Source organism: Streptomyces sp. OR43 (genome assembly GCF_008042275.1).
In the GTDB taxonomy this organism is placed as follows: Bacteria; Actinomycetota; Actinomycetes; order Streptomycetales; family Streptomycetaceae; genus Streptomyces.
In genome coordinates this window covers 18957-36884 of the sequence record NZ_RDBK01000013.1, presented here as the reverse complement: position 1 = coordinate 36884, position 17928 = coordinate 18957, and the positions used below count along the sequence as shown (strand labels likewise).

The following is a 17928-nucleotide window of genomic DNA, read 5'->3' as shown; positions in this document are numbered from 1 at the left end:
GGTTAGCCTAACCTAAGTAAGCCGGGCGGCCGGCGGTGGGCCCCAAGGGCTCGCCCTGCCCTGAAACGGCGTCAATCGCCCTGTCCCGCCCCCCTCCGGCACGGCGGGACACCCGCCCGGACCGACCTCGTCACTCGAACACAACGGAGATTCCAGGCCATGGCCCCCCATTCGACCTTCTCTTCCCGCGGCCTCGTCCGCCCCTCGGTGGCGGCCTCACTGATCGGCGTCTGTGCGCTGGCACTGACTGCCTGCGGGTCCTCCGAGGCGTCGGACGGCGCCGCCGGCCCGGACTCCTCCCCTGCCTCGAAGACGACTCAGGTGACGGACGCGACCGGTACGTCGGTGAAGCTCCCCACGACGCCCGAACGCGTCGTGGTCCTCAGCGAGATGGACCTGGACGCGGCGCTCGCGCTGGGCGTGAAGCCGGTGGGCCTGACCGCCGGCCGCGGCCAGAAGGGCGCCCCCGGCTACCTCGCCGACCAGGCGAAGGGCATCCCCGTGGTGGGTGCGGTCACCGGGCCGGACATCGAGAAGGTCGTCCAGGCCAAGCCGGATGTGATCCTCGCCGGCCAGCTCGCCGACGCGCAGGTCCTCCAGCAGTTGCGCAAGATCGCTCCCACGGTCGTCACGATCGACGGCACCAAGGACTGGAAGAAGGCGCTGACGCTCACCGGTAAGGCGCTGGGCCGGGACAACAACGCCGAGGCGTTCCTCGCCGACTACGGCACCCGGGCCGCCGCCCTCAAGAAGGACCTGGGTGCGGAGGCGGGCAAGAGCGTGTCCGTGGCCCGCTATTCGGCCAAGGGCTCGGCCGTCATGCAGCAGGGCGTGTTCATCAGCGACGTCCTCGACGACCTGGGCTTCACCCGTCCCGGCATCCAGAACGAGAAGGGCGCGGGCCACTCCACGCCGATCAGCGACGAGAACCTCAAGGAGATCGACGGCGACTGGCTCTTCATCGGCACCCTCACCTCCACCGGATCGGACCAGGACCTCGTGGCCGAGCTGTCCAAGAAGCCCGCGTACCAGCAGCTCAAGGCGGTGAGCAGTGGGCGGTCGACCGTGATCGACGGCACGAAGTGGACGAGCCTGGGCGGCGCGCAGGCGGCCGTCTCGGTGCTCGACGACATCCGCAAGGCCATGGTCAAGTGAATCCCGCCCCGGAGCTCACCGGCCGGCTCGCCCTCGTGACGGGGGCGGGCCGCGGGATCGGCGAGGCGGTGGTGCACGCACTCGTCGAACGCGGTGCCCGTGTCCTGGCCACCGACGTCGCCAATGCCGGCGTCACCGCGCTCGCCCGCGAGTACGGCGAGCAGGTGGCGGCCCGCACGCTCGACGTCACGGACGCCACCGCCGTCGAGGCGCTCGTGACGGAGGCCGAGGACACGCTCGGCCCCCTGGACATCGCGGTCAACGTCGCCGGTGTGCTGCGGTGTTCGCCGGTCGCCGAGCTGACGGACGAGGACTGGGCGGCCACCTTCGCCGTCAACACCGACGGGGTGTTCCACGTCTCGCGGTCCGTATCGCGCCGGATGGCCGGACGCAAAACAGGCAGCATCGTCACCGTCGCCTCCAACGCCGCGGGGATCCCGCGCACGAACATGGCCGCGTACGCGGCGTCGAAGGCCGCGGCGGTCATGTTCACCAAGTGCCTCGGCCTCGAACTGGCCCCCCTGGGCATCCGCTGCAACACCGTGTCGCCGGGCTCGACCCTCACCGACATGCAGCGCGGCATGTGGCCGGCCGGAGACAGCCGGGACGAACAGGCCGCCGCCCAGCGGGTCATCGACGGGGACAGAGCGAGCTACCGCACCGGCATCCCGCTCGGCCGGATCGCGGAGCCTTCCGACATCGCCGAAGCCGTCGCCTTCCTCGTGTCCGACCGCGCCCTTCTCGTTCTGGATGCCGGGACGGGTGAAGCCCAGGTCGTCGAGGACGTCGCTGATGAACACGCCCTGCTGCATGACGGCCGAGCCCTTGGCCGAATAGCGGGCCACGGACACGCTCTTGCCCGCCTCCGCACCCAGGTCCTTCTTGAGGGCGGCGGCCCGGGTGCCGTAGTCGGCGAGGAACGCCTCGGCGTTGTTGTGGTCTCGCTCACGCCCTTCTACGGCGCGGTGACGGGCCGGGGCCCGGGGAGGTGTCACGGGGGCCGATCACGAAGTACGGCACCTTCGTGCCGTCCTGCGAGAGGGCGAAGAACTGCTCCACTGCGAGACCTGCCGTGTCGAAGCGGGCCGGGGCCTGCTTGATGATCTCCGTTTCGCCTCCCACCCGTCCGTGGTAGAGCGTGGAAGGCTGCAGGAACCCCGACACGTCGAGGAAGAACTCGTCGGAGACGTCCGGGTCGGTGTCCACGACGCTGACGGCGGACAGCGCCGGAACGTCCGCGAGTGGCTCGCGCGCCCAGCCGGCACCGGGGGTGGGGGTGAGTACCTCGATGTGGGTGCTGACGTCGTGCATCGTCTCCAGGATCAGATGGTGACGGGTCCACGCGTGCCCGGCCAGGGCGGTCCGGGCGTCCGGCGTGAACAGCACTTCCGGGGTCCGGTCGCCCGCCAGGAAGGAGTCGAAGCCGAAAGCCAGCATGGAGCCCGCCCGGTGTCCGAGCCAGTCGGACTTCAGGCTGACGATCAGATGCTCGCGATGGGCGTACGCGCTGGCGTCGTCCGGAACATCGATCCTGATGAGCGTGGCCTCGGGGGTGAGGAGGTACGTCTCGCTGTGGTGGAAGTCCATCGACCGGACGACGAAGTCCCGCTCGAAGCCGGGTGTGGAGTCGTGCCGACCGCCGACCGCCACGTCTCGCGCCTCACCCTCGAAGACCCGCTCGGCGTCCGCCAGGGGCGTACCGCGGCGCCATCGGCGAACCGTCCTCGGATAACCGGACTCGGTGAGGGAGCCCGGCCCGAAGTCCGTGCCGACGAACACGGTGTCGGCATCGATCCATCCGATCCGGGTCTTCGCCTCCGCCACCTGGAACCCGTCCTCGACGAAGGTCCGGGTGCCGAGGTCGAACTCGCGGACCACCACGGCGTCAGCACCGTCACGAGAGAGGCTGACCAGGGCCCGGCCGCAGTCGGGGTGGCGTACGCGCGCACCGCCCCATATCCACTTCGTCTCCTCCGTGGCGGCGAGCGCGTCGACGTCGAGGAGCATCTCCCACTGCGGAGCGTCCGTCCGGTACTGATCCAGCGTCGTGCGCCGCCACACGCCCCGCGCATGCCCGGCGTCACGCCAGAAGTTGTAGAGGAACTCGCCGTGCCGCGCGACATACGGAATCCGGTCCGGTGCGTCCAGCACCTCCAGCAGGCGCTCCTTCAGCGGGGCGAAACCCGCGCCGGACGCCAGAGCGGCGTCCGTCTCGGCGTTGCGCTCGGCCACCCAGGCGAGCGCGGCCTCGCCTTCGATGTCTTCCAGCCACAGGTACGGGTCATCATTGATCACCACCGAATTGTGCAGGCTCGCGGGGCGCGGTGTGTCCGTATCCGATGCCGGCGGGCGTCGGCGCCCTGCTCCGCTCCCCCGCCGGCACGCCCGGTTGGCGTGCCGGCGGGGGCCGGATGTCGGGACCATGGTCCGGCTCCGAAGGCCGCGAAGCGGTGGCTGGTGCGCTACCTGCGGGCCGTCCCCTTCCCCGCGCTGCCGTTGATGACGAACTGGGATCCGGGCTCGACCACCACGTCACCGTCGGCGGAACCCGCGATGGTCACGTCGGTCAGCGTCGCGCTGCCGCGCGCGCCGCCGTGGACCAGGATTCCGGACCCGTTGACGGAGTTCTCGATGCGGACGTTGCTGATCTGTGCTCCCGGCACGGAGCCGCCGCCCGACTTGAACTGGATTCCGTCGTAGGTCGAGTCGTAGATGTCGGTGTCGCGGATGGTGACGCCCGGGATGTTCTGCGAGGCCGCGAACAGGGTGATGGCGCCGAACTCCTGGGCCTCGCCCCAGAACGCTCCGCCCGTGCGGTGCAGCGCGTTGTTGGCGATCAGCGTCTGCCCGGAGAAGGGCAGCGGATCGTGGTCCGTGGCCAGCATGATGCCGGGGTAGTTCATCGTGTCGGAGATGATGTTGTTCTCGATCGTGTTGCCGTAACCCCCGTAGACCGCGATGCCGTTGGCCCTCCAGGGCAACTGGATCGTGTTGTTGCGGAAGTGGTTGTCGTGGCCGATGTCGACCGACGGGTCCTTCACGTACTTGCTCGACCACACGGCCAGCGCGTCGTCTCCGGTGTTCCTGAAGGAGGAGTTGAACACCGTCGAGTTGCGGGTGCCGTTGGCGAAGTTGATGCCGTCCGCGTAGGTGTTGCGGATCCGCATGCCGGTGAACCGGAGATCGTCACCGGGTCCCCAGAGTTCCGGGATGTTGCTGTAGTCCCGGCCGACCCACACGCCCACGTTGGCGTGCTCCAGCCACACGTTGGTGATCTCCGTGTCCTGGCCGAAGCGCCCGTTCAGGCCCACGCCACCCTCGGCGTTGCCATCTCCGCCCCGGATGGTGCCGGAACCGAAGATCGCCAGGTCCGAGATCCTGGTGTTGTCGTCGATGTCGAAGCCGAAGTTCCCTTCGTGCGGGTGGTTGATGCCACCCGCGTCCTGGGGTGCGGTCAGGGTGTACAGCTGGGAGTGCCACATGCCGGCGCCGCGGATCGTGACGTCACTGATGCCGACCTGGTTGTACTGCCCCCGGTTCAGCGGGTCGTCGGTCAGGATCTTCTGCTCCTGCCGCCACTGCCCCGGCGGAATCCATACGCAGCCGATGTCGCCGTTCTGGTCGGCCGTCACCGCCCGCTGGATGGCGTCCGTGTCGTCGATCCCGTCGTTCGGGACGGCCCCGTAGGCGGTGATCGAGGTGCATCCGGCCGGCTGGGCGGCTGCCGGAGCCACCTGCTCCAGGTCGACGAGGTCGATGACGTAGAAGGAGGCGGAGTCTCCCGCGCCGCGCTGGAGACGGAATTTCGTTCCGGCGGGATAGGACTGGCCGAGCAGCGCGTGGGACTCGTCGAACAGTCTGCGGGCGTCCGTCTGCGGGGTGTTGGTCAGGCCTTCCGGACTGTCCGTGTCACCGTAGAGCCAGCTGTGCTTGGAGGAGAGCGTCAGCTTCCGGGCGAAGGTGTCGTTGACGTAGAGGCTGATCGTGGCCTCCGTCCCGCCGCCGCCGGGGGCGTCGGGTATGGAGTTGCGTACCACGATGGAGTTCGACGGGACGGTCGAGGTGACCTCCACGAACTGGCCGGTGGAGTCCAGCCGGACGGACTGCCGGCCGGAGGACTCGGTGGCGAAGTTGGTGTGCCCGAAGGTGCGTTCCCGGTCGGATGTCAGCAGCGTGCCGCGGTAGTCGCCGGCCTCCGCCTCGTACTCGGTGTACGGGACCGCGGCCCCGCGGCCGACCACGATGGCGCGCGAGAAGACGTTGTTGTTCTCGTTGGTCTCGGTGACGACACCGGTGGCGTCGGCCGTGGCGGTCAGATGGGCGCCGCCGCTCTTCGCGGTCCAGGTCCCGCTGATGGCCACGGTGACCGTGCCGCCGGCGGGGATCGCGCCCGTGGCCCCGTTCAGGGTGGTGCTCTCCGCGAGGAGGCGGGTGACGGTGGGTGAACCGACCTCTGTGGTACCGCGGTTGTGTACGGACACGGAGAACGTGACCGGGGCGCCCACCGCCGGGTTCGACGGGGTGGACGTGATCCCGAGCACCTCCAGGTCGGGGCCCGGGCTCTGCCCGATCTCGAGCTTCGCGGCGGCGGTGCGGCTGTTGTTGCTGTTGTCCTGCTCGACGATCGTGTCGGTCGGGTCGACGACGGCCGAGACGCTGTACGCGCCCATGGCCCGTCTGCCGACGTCGACCCGCACGGTGGCCGAGGCGCCGGCGGCGAGTGCGCCGACCGGGGCACTGCCGGCGGCCACGCCCTCCAGGCTGACGTCGACGGTCGTCGCCGCGGCTGCCGCCGTGCCCGTGTTGCGTACGGTGGCGTCCACCGTGACGTCGTCCTTCTCGGACGGTGTGACGGGTGACCAGGTCAGCTCGGACACGGTCAGGTCCGGGTTGGGCGCGGCGGTGCCGACAACCTGGATCTCGGCGGCCTGGGCGCCGGGGGCACCGGAGTTGGAGAAGAACCTCAGCTGTACGTCCGCGTACCGTCCGGTGACCGGGATGGTGACCGTGTTCTCGTTCACCGAGGGGTCGAAGACGTGGTCGGCCCGGGCCTTCAGCTGGGTGAAGCCGGTGGCCGACTGGGCGCGGCCGAGCACTTCGATGCTCTGCGTGCGGGTCGCCCAGGCCTGGTCCGGGGAGAGCTTGACGACGACGGCCTCGATGTCGGCGTCGGCACCCAGCTTCACCGTCAGTGTGGCGGGATGGCCGCCGGATTCCCAGTACGTGCCGGTCTTGTCGTCGTTGGCGTTCGACGCCACATAGTTCTGGACGGACGACGACGCCTCGATCGGCTTGTTCAGCGCGAGGTTGGACCCGATGGCGGGTGACGGGCCGGGGCCGCTCCCGGTGTCTTCACCGCGGACCTCGACCTGGGAGAGCTGCGCGGCGTTCCAGCCGCTGTTGGCGGTCACCTGCACACGGATGTACCGGGCCTCCTTCGCGGCGAAACCGAGGGTCACGGTGTTGCCCGCCGCCGGGCTGAACTCCCGGGCGGCGGAGGCCGACAGCGTGCTGAAGGTGCTTCCGTCCGTGCTGCCCTGGATCCCGATGGTCTGGGTCCGGGCCTCCCAGGTCGCCGGAAGCCTCAGCACCACCTGGTCGACGTCGAACCGGCTGCCGAGGTCGATCCGGACCCACTGCGGGAGTGTGCCGACGCTCTCCCAGTACGTCTGCTGACTGCCGTCGGTGACGTGGGAGGCCGGGTAGGCGCCGTGCGCACCGCTGGCCGTCACCTGCTTGCCGAGTGCCAGGTCGGGGACCTGTACGGCTGCCGAGGCGGCGCCCGGCAGAAGCCCGACGGTCATCAGCGCGGCGGTCACCGCGCCGACGGCCAGCCGCCGTCCTAGTTGCTTCCATCTCATGCTGTCCTCTGTTCCGTGGGGCCACGGGACCGGGAGCGCGCGTGGAGGCATCGCCGGCCGTTCGACGCGCGCGGCGTCGTACGGCCGGACAAGGCCGGATTGCGGGCTGCCGGTACACCGATGGGGGCGATCGGGGACGCCGGCAGGAGGGAAAGCAGGCCGCCCGCCGGAAACACGCGCTTATCACTTCGCTTTTTGAGCGAACTGATTCATTTTTTGCGGCGCTGCGGTGACAGGTTTCTAGCAGGTCACTCTTTTGTCAACGGTCCTCACACCGGCATCCCCCGCGCAGCGCTGTCTGTGCTGCTCAGCGTCACGTATCGATCGCGGCAGGGCTGCGGCGCCCGCAACTGCCTGCGTACGAACGTCTGACCGCCCGGTCTGCGCGGTTCCTCACGGTTCTTCAAAGTTCTGCGCAGCTCTGCGGGAGGTTCGATCATCGAGGCTATGGCTCCGATTCCTCCCGGCCCTCTCTGGTCGCCGCCGTCGATCGCCCCGATGCTGGCCGTGCCGGGTCCGCTTCCCGAGCCCGACTCGGACTGGGCGTTCGAGACCAAATGGGACGGTGTCCGCTGCGTCCTGACCACGACGGGCGATGGATCGGTGCGACTGGCCTCGCGGGCGGGGAACGACCTCACGGTGACGTATCCGGAGCTGCGGGCCCTGGGCAGCGAGCTGCGGGGGCGCGGTGTGGTCCTGGACGGTGAGATCGTGGCCCTCGACGCTTCCGGACGGTCCGACTTCGGGCTGCTCCAGAGCCGGATGGGCGTGGTCGACGCACGGCGCGCCGGCCGGCTCGCGCTGGACTGCCCCGTCCATCTGATGATCTTCGACGTCATGTACGTCGACGGCCTCGGTCTGCTGGGCGCTGCCTACCGGGAGCGCCGCGAGATCCTGTCCGCCCTGGAACTCAACGGGGCGCGCTGGTCGGCACCGTCGAACGTGCTCGGGCGCGGATCACAGGTGTGGGAGGCCGTGGTCCGTGAAGGCCTGGAGGGCGTGGTCGCGAAGAGGATCTCCTCCCCGTATCTGCCCGGCACCCGATCGGCCCACTGGCGCAAGACCAAGCGGGTGGAGACCCTGGACGTGGTGATCGGTGGCTGGACCCAGCGACGGGGCGCCCCGGCCGGTGTGCCGGGAGCGGTGCTCGTCGGGGTCACCGGGCCCACAGGTCTGCGGTACGCGGGATCGGTGGGGTCGGGCCTGTCCGAGCGTGAACAGGGCGAACTCACGGCGTACTTCGCCGTCATCGCACGAGCGTCGTCCCCGTTCACCGACCCTGTCGACGTGGCCGGCGCCCACTGGGTGGAGCCGCGGCTGGTCGCGGAGGTCACCGCGACGGAGTGGACCAGGGCCGGCCGGCTGCGTCATCCGGTCTGGCAACGGCTGCGGCCCGATCTGACCCGGCTCGGCTGACGGGGCCGGGGAGGGCTGCCTCCCGACGCGGGCCGGGCCGTCCGTGCCCGGCTGCGGCTTCTGACAGGATCGCGCCATGGCTGAACACGACGCGGAGCGCGGCTACCTTCTGGACAACCGGCAGTCGGAGGCGGGTATCCGCTTCGGCGCTCTCAGCGAGCTCTTCGATCCGGTGACGTTCCGCCATGTCGACCGGCTCGGCATCAGTACCGGCATGCGGTGCTGGGAGGTCGGCGCCGGCTCTCCCTCCGTGCCCCTGGGGCTGGCCGAGCGGGTCGGCCCGACGGGAGCGGTGGTCGCCACCGACATCGACGTGTCGTGGACCGAAGGCGTCACCGGCGGCGTGGTCGAGGTACTGCGCCATGACGTGGCGGCGGACCCGCCGCCGCCCGGCGGTTTCGACCTGGTCCACGCCAGGCTGGTCCTGGTGCACGTCACCGACCGGGCGGAGGCCCTGCGGCGCATGGTCCAGGCGCTGCGGCCGGGCGGCCGGCTGCTCCTGGAGGACGCCGACCCTGGGTTGCAGCCGCTGCTCTGCCCCGACGAGTCCGGCCCGGAACAACGGCTCGCCAACCGGCTGCGCTCCGGCTTCCGCGCGTTGATGGCGGCTCGGGGCGCGGACCTCACGTACGGGCGGACCCTGCCCAGGCTGCTGCGCGAAGCCGGCCTGGAGGACGTGCGGGCCGACGCGTACTTCCCGGTCACCTCGCCGGCCTGTTCCGTCCTGGAGGCCGCGACCGTGCGGCAGATCCGCGGCCTTCTGGTGTCGGAAGGGCTCGCCACCGACGACGAGATCGACCGCCACCTGGCCAACGTCGCCACCGGGTGCCTCGACCTCGCCACCGCCCCCATGGTCTCCGCGTGGGGGCGGCGCCCATGACCTCCCGAAGTCGTACCGGTAGGACGATCCGGCGCAATCGGTCAGGAATCAAGAAGCGCGGGTCGCGAGGGCGGATCTAGCATGATCGCCATGGACATCAGCATTCACACGAGCTTCCTTCCGCACGACGACCCGGACGCGTCCGTGGCCTTCTACCGCGACGTTCTCGGCTTCGAGGTCCGCAGCGACGTCGGGCAGGGCAAGATGCGCTGGATCACGGTCGGGCCCGCGGGGCAGCCCAGCACATCCATCCTGCTGGCGCCGCCGGCCGTCGACCCCGGCATCACCGAGAACGAGCGCCGCACCATCACCGAGATGATGGCCAAGGGCACATACGGATGGATCCTGCTGGCCACCCCGGACCTCGACGCCGTGTTCGAGAAGGTGCAGGCGAGCGACACGGAGGTGGTCCAGGAGCCGACCGAGCAGCCGTACGGCATCCGCGACTGCGCCTTCCGTGACCCGGCAGGCAACCTGGTCCGCATTCAGGAGCTTCGCTGAACCGACGGGCCGGCCGGGGCGTCCCGCTCCGTATCGGGCACCGCCGCAGCCAGTTACGTACGGAAGCCGACGAAACGGAACTCGCATGTGTCTTCCAGCATGGGGGCGTGCCCGCGTGGCGGCACAGCGCCTGAGCGACCTCGCACGGCTGCGTCGCGTGCGCGACCGGATCGACCGGGAGTACGCACAGCCACTGGACGTCGAAGCGCTTGCCCGCGGCGCCGGCCTGCCGGCCGGGCATCTGAGCCGTGAGTTCCGGGTGGCCTACGGCAAGTCCCCGTACGCGTATCTGATGGCCCGTCGCGTCGAGCGTGCCGCGGCCCTGTTGTTCCACGGCGGCCTCGGCATCGCCGAGGTCCGTCGCATGGTGGGCTGCCCGTCGCCGGATGTGTTCAGTGCGCACTTCACCGAGCTGGTCGGCATGGCGCCACACGCCTGCCGACGGCGCCCCGTCGGCACCGTGGCGGACATGACGCCATGGGTGCCGGAACAGGCGACGAAGGCAGCCGGGCTCGCCACCACGTGAGCAGCGAGGACGTGTCGCGTCCAGCGCGGGGACGCCCAGGCCGGGGCGGTGTCCGACCTGCCGCTCCTCGACGCCGCACGCCGGCCGCTCGGCGACGCGGAGACGTCGCCGCTCGGGCGGCGGTACGCAGCGGAGGTCACGGCCGGGCGTGAGCACATGGCTCATGTCATCGGCTCCGCGCTCGAAGCCGATGCCCGACGATGAAGGAACGGTCACGACGCCGCACTGCCCGGAGTTGGTCGAAGGAGCGGTCGCCCGCTGTGCCGCGGCGACCCGCGCGGCCCAGCGGCTCTCCGTCCTCACCAGCCCGTGCCGGCGTCGGCACGGCCGCCGCGGCGGCGGTCATGCCGACGGCGCACCGTCACTGCGCTCCGTCCGTCCGGATCCATCGGCGCCGGAGCCGGACGGACGGGGCGCGCGCACCGCTACCCGGCGTACGTCTCGAACTCGGCGATCTTCGGGGTGCCGGTGGAGCCGGTGATCTGGAAGGTGATCTTGCGCAGCGAGGTCTGCGGGACCGGAATGGCACCCGCTCCGGTTCCGGTGGCCAGCACCGCGCCGGTGTCCCCGTTCAGCACCTTCCAGGTGCGGATGCTGCCGGCGGAACCGGAAGCCTCCCGGATGTTGACGGAGGAGACCGAGGTCGCGGTGCCCCACTTGACCGAGACCGAACCGGTGGCGCCGGCGGGCGACCAGTACGTGCTCAGGTCCCCGTCCCGCACGTTGCCGTAGCTCGTCCCGTCGGCCTTGCTGGACCCGTCGGCGCCTGCGGCGATGCTGAGGTTGGTCCCGGTCGGGTCSGGSGTCGGGTCGGTCGGGTCCGGGGTCGGCGTCTGCGTCGAGCAGTTGCCGTCCGATACCTTCAGCCCCTTGTTGGCACCCGCGGTCTGGGCCACGATGCCGGGCACGCAGGACGCGGCGTCGAGGCTGTAGGCGTACGGGATGCTGACGGTGGTGTTGGACTTCGGGTCGGGACCGGCCGGGTTGTTCTCACTGCCGGGGGCCGACCATGTCACGTTGTCGAACGTGTTCCCGCTCACCTGCCAGTATCCGGCCGCGTCGGTGTAGAAGGTGCCCAGGACGTCCTTGGAGTCCTTGAAGTAGTTGTTGTCCACCTTCGCGCGGGCCCCGGCGCGGGAGTTGATCCCGGACTCGTTCAGCTTCACGTAGTAGTTGTTGTAGATGTGGGCGATGCCGCCCCGCAGCAGGGGCGTGCGGGAGTCGAGGTTCTCGTACAGGTTGTGGTGGAACGTGACGAAGCCGTTGGAGAGTTCGGTCTCGCTCGACCCGATGAGACCTCCGCGCCCGGAGTTGCGCAGTGTGCTGTAGGACAACGTCACGTACTGCGTGTTGTCCTTCATGTCGAAGAGGCCGTCGAACCCTTCCGACTCGCCTCCCGACGCCTCCAGGCTGCTGTGGTCGACCCAGACGTTGCGGACGTCGCTCTCCATGCCGATGGCGTCACCGCCGTTGGACGTGGGCGACCCCGACTTCTTGACGTTCCGGACGGTCACGTTCTGGATGATGATGTTGCTGGACTGGCGTATGTGGATGCCCAGTTGGTCGAAGACCGCTCCACTGCCGACCCCGACGATCGTGACGTTGCTGATCTGCTTGAGCTCGATGACACCGGCCGCGGTGTTGCAGCTGTCGCCGGACACCTTGGCGGTGTTGGCGTGGTTGATCGTCCCCTCGACCTCGATGGTGATGGGGGTACTGCTGCTGGCCCGGCTGCACAGAGCCTGGTGGATCGCCGTGCCCGTGGTGGCCCGGACCGTCTGTCCGCCCGCACCGCCGGTGGTCCCGCCGTTCTGGGTCGCGTAGCCGGTGGCGCCGGCGGTCGCGGCCGATGCCGACGGCATCGACACGACGACACCCGTCGCGGCGGCGAGGGTAGCCGTGGTCAGCGCCGCATACAGGCGCAGTGCGACTCGTCTTTTCATGCTGGTATCTCCCTGTTCGTCTTCGAAAGCCGGACGTAAAATGGCATGCCCATGTCATTCAGCAGCCGGTCCGTCGACTGCCGTTCTCCCTGGACAGGCCCGATCGGCGTGGTGACACGTACTCTTCGTCGGTGCGATGGGGCGGGCCGCTCTCCTGCGACCCGAGGCTGTGCGTACGCCGGTGCCGGCCGCGGGATCACCGCCGCCCCAAGAAGCCGCCGCCCTCGAACCCGCGAAGGACGGCTCGATGCGTCGTCACCATGGCGTGGTTCGTGACCCCATGGCGTGCCGGCACCGTGAACGCAGCCCCGCGCCGGATCACTGGCGGCTCGTTCATGAGGTCGCGGCAACGTCCCTGCCGCGGCTCCACTGCCACCGGAACGGGGCTGACGAAATGGAAAGCGCTTTCTCGTCGTGAGAATAGGACCGCGCGCGCTGGGCTGGCAAGGCTCTGGACGGGCTCACCGGGTGAAGCGCTTCAACTGCTTCGTCAACTGCCCCATGTTTGCTGGATTTAGAGGAGAATGAGCGACAGAGCCGACGAGCCCCGGGGCCACCGCCGACCTCCCTCAAGCGAAAGGGCCCAGGAGAGCAAGCGCGTTCTTTCGTGAGCCGCCTGGCCCTACTGCTGGAGCCAGACGCGCAGTTCCTCCTGACGCGGTGCCAGGACCACACCCGCTTCGGGATGTCCGAAGACCATCACCGGCCGGCTCGCGTCCCAGGCGGACCATCCCGGGTCACCCGAGGAAGCGAACGCGACCCAGGCCCGGTGCATGGCGTCGGCCAGCGGCTGAGGAGCATCCGGGCCCGTGAGCGTCTCACCATGGCGGAGGTTGTCGAAGACGAAGCCGATCTCCAGTGCGTGGCAGGCGCCCAGGCCGAGTACGGGCGAGGGCCATGCGAACTCGTACAGGTACGTCCGGGCCGGCCGCGAGTCGGCCAGCCGGTTGAGCGGTCCCCGCACCAGCAGGTCCGTGGCCATCTCGCCGAGGATCACGCCGGGCCCGGCGCCCGGCCTGGACGCCCTGTAGAGCCTGGCGACGCTTCCCGGGACCCGGAACTTCAGCAGGGCCAGCCGGAGCGAGAGGGCGTTGACACGGTCCACCATCCCGCTCGGCACGAACCACAGCCGGTACTCCTCCCGGTTGCAGCCCATCAGCAGATCGACGGTGGGCAGTGACGGTTCGGCCGGAACGACGTCGCCGTCGACCACGAGGTGGAAACCCGGGCCCCCACTGATCGGATCGCCCTTGCCGACGACTTCGGTCTGTACGTCCAGCAGCAGCTCACGGTCCACCGCCGCGAACGCCTCCGCCGTGGCGGGCACCCTCAGCACCTTCGCCATCGCACGCGCCGTCTTCGCGCCCCGGCTGCGCGGAACGGTCTGCGGCGGGCCGCTCTGCAGGACGGCCCGGTGGAAGAGGCCGGCGGCGCGCGGGCTGGTCGTCAGGGCGGCGATGCTGACAGCCCCGGCGGACTCGCCGCACACCGTGACGTTCTCCGGGTCCCCGCCGAAGGCCGCGATGTTCTCCTTGACCCAGCGCAGGGCCGCGATCTGGTCCAGCAGGCCGCGGTTGTCGGGTGCGTCGGGGAACACCCCGAACCCCTCCACCCCGAGCCGGTAGTTGACCGTGACCAGGACGATGCCGTCGCGTGCGAAGGCCCGGCCGTCGTACAGGGGCACGGCGCCCGATCCGTTCCGCAGGGATCCTCCGTGGATCCACACCATCACCGGGAGCGGTCCCCCACCGGGGTCCGCGGTCCAGACGTTGAGGTTGAGGCACTCCTCGCCCGGGATGGCCACGTCGGGAATCAACCGGTCGAGGGGCGGGCGGTAGGGGCGCTGCGGCGCGGTCGGCCCGTAGTCGAGCGCGTCCCGCAGCCCGTCCCACGGCTCGACGGGTCCGGGGGCGCGAAAGCGATGAGGCCCGAACGGGGCGGCAGCGTAGGGAATGCCGAGGAAGGTGGCGATGCCGTCCCGGACGCGGCCCCGGACCCGGCCGCGGCAGGTGGTCGCGATGGCGTCCACGTCGGTCCTTTCACGAGAGGTGCCCGACTCCCCCGTCGCCGGAGCGCACGGAGAAGGCGGATACGGAAGATCGGGCACGGCAAGCATGACGGTGCCGATGGGCGGCGGCAGCCGTTACGGTGCCGCCGCCCGGCCGACGTCGCCGCGCTCTACACCTCGGCGCGGGCTCTCGGACTCCGTACGGCCGGAGGCACCACCCTTCGCTGTCCGGCACACGCCTCGGCGCGGGCTCTCAGGCTCCGTACGGCCTGAGGCTCATCCCGCCGCTGTCCGGCACACGCCTCGTCAGCTGTCCACCGCCGTGGTCGTGAAGCGGTCGCCGCAGACGTGGAGGAGGGAGGTCCGCAGCGTCAGCGCGTCCTTGGAACCCGGCGGATAGACCCGCAGGTAGTCGGGCCGGCTCCAACAGCCCGAACCGTTGATGCCCTGGTTCAGGGTATGCAGAGTGACCTCGGCCGTCCTGCCGGGGCCGATCACCGTCTGCCCCCGCATGGCGCCCTCGCGCTCGGCGGGCAGGCCGATCGCGCTGCCGTCGCGCTTGATCAGCGAGACACCCGGGAAGCCTCGCAGCGCGCATGCGGTGGTGGACTTGTTCACGAAGGTGAGCAGGTAGTGGATCTGGCCCGCGCCGGCGTCGCCACGGCCAAGGCGCATCGTGAGGCCGTCGGCCGTACAGCGCCGGACGCCCGAGGCCGCCGAGGGCGTGCTGTCGGCGTGGTCCTGGCCGGCGGGCTCGTCGGGGGTGCCCGCATCCGCGACAGGAGAAGTGGAGACCTCGACGGACGGGGTTGCCGCTCCGGGGGCGGAGGCGGCCGGTGCGGAGGCGGCCGTGCCGGAAGGTGAGGCCGAGTCCGAGGTCCCGCCGCAGCCGGCTGCCGCGAGGGTGACGGAAGCGATCGCGACCGGCGCGAGAAGACGCCGGCGCAACGTGCGAGCCCCCTGGGCCGTCCTCCCTCCCCGCGGCCGGTGCAGTGGCTCGTACGGTGGCGGGGTAATGGTCCGCGAGAGTGAACTCATATATCTCACCTGCTCGATTCCGAGCCGTTTGAACCTGCTCCGCGGGGGGCGGCACGAGAGGGGAGAAGGAGGGAGCGGACACCGGCGCCGTCCGACGGCCGGAAGCCCGCTCGGCGGGGTAATCGTCCACCCGGGCGGGTGACTTGGGCTGCCGGAGCCTGTCGTCCGGGCAGCACGGCGGCTATGTCTGTCCTTCGTGATGAATAACCTGCTGCGCGCCGCTTCGGCCGTCGCGTTGACTGCCCTGCCTCTCGTCCCGGCCGGCCCGGCGCACGCCGCGGAAGGCTCCGTTCGGTCACAGGCCGGCCCTTGCGCCTCCGTCTCGGCGCCGTTCGGCTACGTCTGCGTCCCCGCACCCAAGCAGTGCTTCACGACGCCGTGCCCGCAGTACGACCTCGTGGCGCTCTCGCCCGATCCGTGGCCGGACGGACGAGCCTGACAGCAGGCGGCACCCGGCCCTGTCTCCGCGCACCGCACGACATGCAGCTGATGACCTGACGGCTGTCACGAGCCTTCCGGAGACTCCGTCAACTCCTTGAGTCGCGTCAGGTCGGCGGCGACCATGTCGGCGTCGCGCCGGAGGTCGGCATCGCTCATCCCCGCCCGTCGGCGGAGGGTGAACACGACCTCGCTTCCGGTGCCGTCCTGGATGACGCGGACCGGATTGTAAACAGTGTCTCCGGACGGCAGCGTGACGTCGTGGTCGAGTACGCCCCAGTCGTTGGGGGGTGCGAAGGCGACGACGACCCGTCCCATGGGTGAGGATTCCGCGACCCAACGGCCGTCGGTCTTCTCGATGGATCCTCCCAGCCCCTGGGCCCACGCGGGGAGGTTGGCCGGGTCGGAGGCGAAGGCGTAAACGGTCTCGGCCGGGCTGGCGATATGGATACTGATGTGGCGCGATTCGTTTCCCGTGCTCGTCATGGCGGCGAGACTATCGGGTCGCTTCCCTCATTTCTTGAAGGAAACGGACACGGCCGGTCGTACGCGGGCCACTCCACGGCTGCCCCCTGAACACACCGCGTGCACCCCGCAACCGCTTCGGGCCAGTGGCCCACCGCGCTCGCGACTACCCCTCCTCAAGCACGGACGTGAGACGGGCGTAGGCCACGACGTTGCCCTCGTAGCCGGCCTTCGGCGAGAAGCCGCCGCCGCACGTGAGTACGCGCAGCTCCGGATCGGAGGTGTTCGCGTAGACACGGTCGGCGGGGAATCCGGCCTTGCTGACGACCTCCACGGCATAGACGGAGAAGACCGCGGTGGTGCCGTCGGTGCGGGCGATCTCGATGCGGCGTCCCTTCTCCAGGGCACCGAGCCCGTAGAAGACGGCAGGGCCCGCGTTGTTGTCCACATGGCCCACGAGCACGGAGGTGCCGGTTTCGCCGGGGGTGACGGAACCGTCGTACCAGGCCGCCAGGTTGTTGTCCGCCAGGGGCGGTGCGTCGATCCAGTCGTCCGCGCCCAGACCCACCTTGCCGACGGGAGCGTCGACGTCGAGGAAGGGGATCGTGATCCGTTCGGGCAGGGATCGGGTGAGGGGCTCGGGAGGCGGCCCATCCGGCCAGTTGCCCGCACCGGAGTCGCCGGACCGGTCGCCGGCCGCCGACGCGGGCTGCGGTGGGCCGTCGTCGCCGCCGAGGCCCTGCCGGATCAGGGACAGGCCGAGCAGGAGGGCGACGACGAGCGTGCCCCAGCCCGGTGCCCTGAGACCACCGTCCTTCTTGCGTCCGTCCCCGCCGTCCCCGCCATCCCGGTCTTCCACGCCTTTCCGGCGGCCGAACAGGCCCTGGCGTACCGGTTCCGGGGGTTCGGCGGGTTCGATCCACTCGTGCCACACGGCTCTGTGCACGTCTTCTCCGCTTTCCGCTCCTGTGGTCCCCGGACCGGGCCCCTCGGCAGGACCCGGCCCTTCAGCGCTCTCCCGGTCAGGCGTTGCTGCCGGAACGGCGGCGCATCTTGTAGGCACCGAATCCGAGCGCGCCCGCGACGACGGCGGCTCCCGCACCGATCTCGCCCGGACTCATGCCGGAGAGGCTGCCACCGGCCCCGGCCCGGACACCGTTGCCCGGCATCACCGAGCCCGTGTGGTCGTTGTGGCCCGACCCTTCGCGGATCGTGAGCGGGGTGGTGCCCTTCTCGCCCTTGCAGTCGAAGGTCACCTCGTACTCGGCACCGGGCTTGGCGTCGTCATCGACGCGCGCGGTGGCCGAGTGACCCTCCTCAAGAGTGACGGTGTCGAACACGCCCGAGCTGACGGTCACGGACGGCACCTCGCACCCGGTCGCGTTGAGGGTCACGGTGCCGCCGGGGGCCACCGTCGACGGGGAGACGGTGAAGCCGAACGACGTGATGTTGTGGTTCCCGTCGTCGGCGAGGGCCGCCGGAGCAGCGACTCCGAGAGCGGAGGCACCGAGCAGGGCGACAGAAGCGACACGTATCACGCGCATGATGGTTCTCCGGGTTCTCGAGAAGCAGCTGTGGACCTTTTGTCCTCGTAAGCGAGCAATGCCCCTCGGCCTGGGTGACGCTAAGTGCCGCCCGAACGGCTCGCCACTTGTCCCCGTCCGGCCCCGGGCCGAATGGAGCAGCCCCCTCGAGCC

At 70.2% G+C, this 17928-nt stretch carries 13 protein-coding genes and 3 pseudogenes; 7 read left to right on the top strand and 9 right to left on the bottom strand.

Going from position 1 to position 17928, the window contains the following annotated elements; all coding sequences use genetic code 11:
- The first annotated feature begins 159 nt into the window (after positions 1 to 159).
- Both EAO72_RS08570 and EAO72_RS08565 read left to right on the top strand, forming a co-directional pair.
- On the top strand, positions 160 to 1155 hold the full coding sequence (locus EAO72_RS08570; RefSeq protein WP_148016643.1) for an ABC transporter substrate-binding protein: 996 nt from the start codon (positions 160 to 162) through the stop codon (positions 1153 to 1155).
- Positions 1152 to 1892: pseudogene (locus EAO72_RS08565) on the top strand (2,3-dihydro-2,3-dihydroxybenzoate dehydrogenase); the annotation flags it as partial. The gene EAO72_RS08570 and the pseudogene EAO72_RS08565, both read left to right, overlap by 4 nt.
- On the opposite strand, the pseudogene EAO72_RS42885 reads toward EAO72_RS08565, so the two are convergent.
- The 3 genes and pseudogenes from EAO72_RS42885 to EAO72_RS08550 form a co-directional block, all read right to left on the bottom strand.
- Positions 1878 to 2090, bottom strand: a pseudogene (locus EAO72_RS42885) (iron-siderophore ABC transporter substrate-binding protein); the annotation flags it as partial. The pseudogenes EAO72_RS08565 and EAO72_RS42885 sit on opposite strands and share 15 nt — an antisense overlap.
- 31 nt (positions 2091 to 2121) lie before the next feature.
- A pseudogene (locus EAO72_RS08555) lies at positions 2122 to 3579 on the bottom strand (prolyl oligopeptidase family protein); the annotation flags it as partial.
- Between the two features lie 38 nt (positions 3580 to 3617).
- Entirely contained in the window at positions 3618 to 7016 is a 3399-nt protein-coding gene (locus tag EAO72_RS08550) for a CARDB domain-containing protein (protein WP_148016641.1), read from the bottom strand.
- A 447-nt stretch (positions 7017 to 7463) separates the two neighbouring features.
- Between EAO72_RS08550 and ligD the strand changes: the two genes are divergently transcribed.
- The 5 genes from ligD to EAO72_RS41835 all read left to right on the top strand — a co-directional run bounded on the left by ligD (position 7464) and on the right by EAO72_RS41835 (position 10543).
- The gene (ligD, locus tag EAO72_RS08545) at positions 7464 to 8432 is read left to right on the top strand and encodes a non-homologous end-joining DNA ligase (protein WP_148016640.1); all 969 of its coding nucleotides are present in this window, start codon (positions 7464 to 7466) and stop codon (positions 8430 to 8432) included.
- Between the two features lie 76 nt (positions 8433 to 8508).
- Positions 8509 to 9312: a methyltransferase domain-containing protein gene (locus EAO72_RS08540; protein ID WP_148016639.1), complete on the top strand. Its 804-nt coding sequence runs from the start codon at positions 8509 to 8511 to the stop codon at positions 9310 to 9312.
- A 90-nt stretch (positions 9313 to 9402) separates the two neighbouring features.
- Positions 9403 to 9813 (top strand): VOC family protein, encoded by a 411-nt coding sequence (locus tag EAO72_RS08535; RefSeq protein ID WP_148016638.1) that lies wholly within the window; start codon positions 9403 to 9405, stop codon positions 9811 to 9813.
- Positions 9814 to 9928: 115 nt separating this feature from the next.
- Complete coding sequence (locus tag EAO72_RS08530) at positions 9929 to 10339, top strand: helix-turn-helix transcriptional regulator (protein ID WP_410090149.1); 411 nt, start codon at positions 9929 to 9931, stop codon at positions 10337 to 10339.
- A gap of 48 nt (positions 10340 to 10387) precedes the next feature.
- A complete protein-coding gene (locus tag EAO72_RS41835; protein WP_187284974.1) occupies positions 10388 to 10543 on the top strand; it encodes a hypothetical protein in 156 nt (51 codons plus the stop codon).
- A gap of 221 nt (positions 10544 to 10764) precedes the next feature.
- Here the strand turns inward: EAO72_RS41835 and EAO72_RS08525 are convergent, their stop codons facing one another.
- The 6 genes from EAO72_RS08525 to EAO72_RS08500 all read right to left on the bottom strand — a co-directional run bounded on the left by EAO72_RS08525 (position 10765) and on the right by EAO72_RS08500 (position 17775).
- Positions 10765 to 12282, bottom strand: a complete 1518-nt coding sequence (locus tag EAO72_RS08525) for a pectate lyase family protein (RefSeq protein WP_148016636.1) — start codon at positions 12280 to 12282, stop codon at positions 10765 to 10767.
- A 622-nt stretch (positions 12283 to 12904) separates the two neighbouring features.
- On the bottom strand, positions 12905 to 14311 hold the full coding sequence (locus EAO72_RS08520) for a carboxylesterase/lipase family protein (protein ID WP_148016635.1): 1407 nt from the start codon (positions 14309 to 14311) through the stop codon (positions 12905 to 12907).
- A gap of 285 nt (positions 14312 to 14596) precedes the next feature.
- Entirely contained in the window at positions 14597 to 15238 is a 642-nt protein-coding gene (locus tag EAO72_RS08515; RefSeq protein ID WP_261991371.1) for a DUF4232 domain-containing protein, read from the bottom strand.
- 594 nt (positions 15239 to 15832) lie between these two features.
- A complete protein-coding gene (locus tag EAO72_RS08510) occupies positions 15833 to 16252 on the bottom strand; it encodes an SRPBCC family protein (protein WP_148016633.1) in 420 nt (139 codons plus the stop codon).
- A gap of 145 nt (positions 16253 to 16397) precedes the next feature.
- A complete protein-coding gene (locus EAO72_RS08505) occupies positions 16398 to 17090 on the bottom strand; it encodes a class F sortase (protein ID WP_148016660.1) in 693 nt (230 codons plus the stop codon).
- Between the two features lie 163 nt (positions 17091 to 17253).
- Positions 17254 to 17775, bottom strand: a complete 522-nt coding sequence (locus EAO72_RS08500) for a hypothetical protein (protein WP_148016632.1) — start codon at positions 17773 to 17775, stop codon at positions 17254 to 17256.
- Positions 17776 to 17928: the final 153 nt, after the last annotated feature.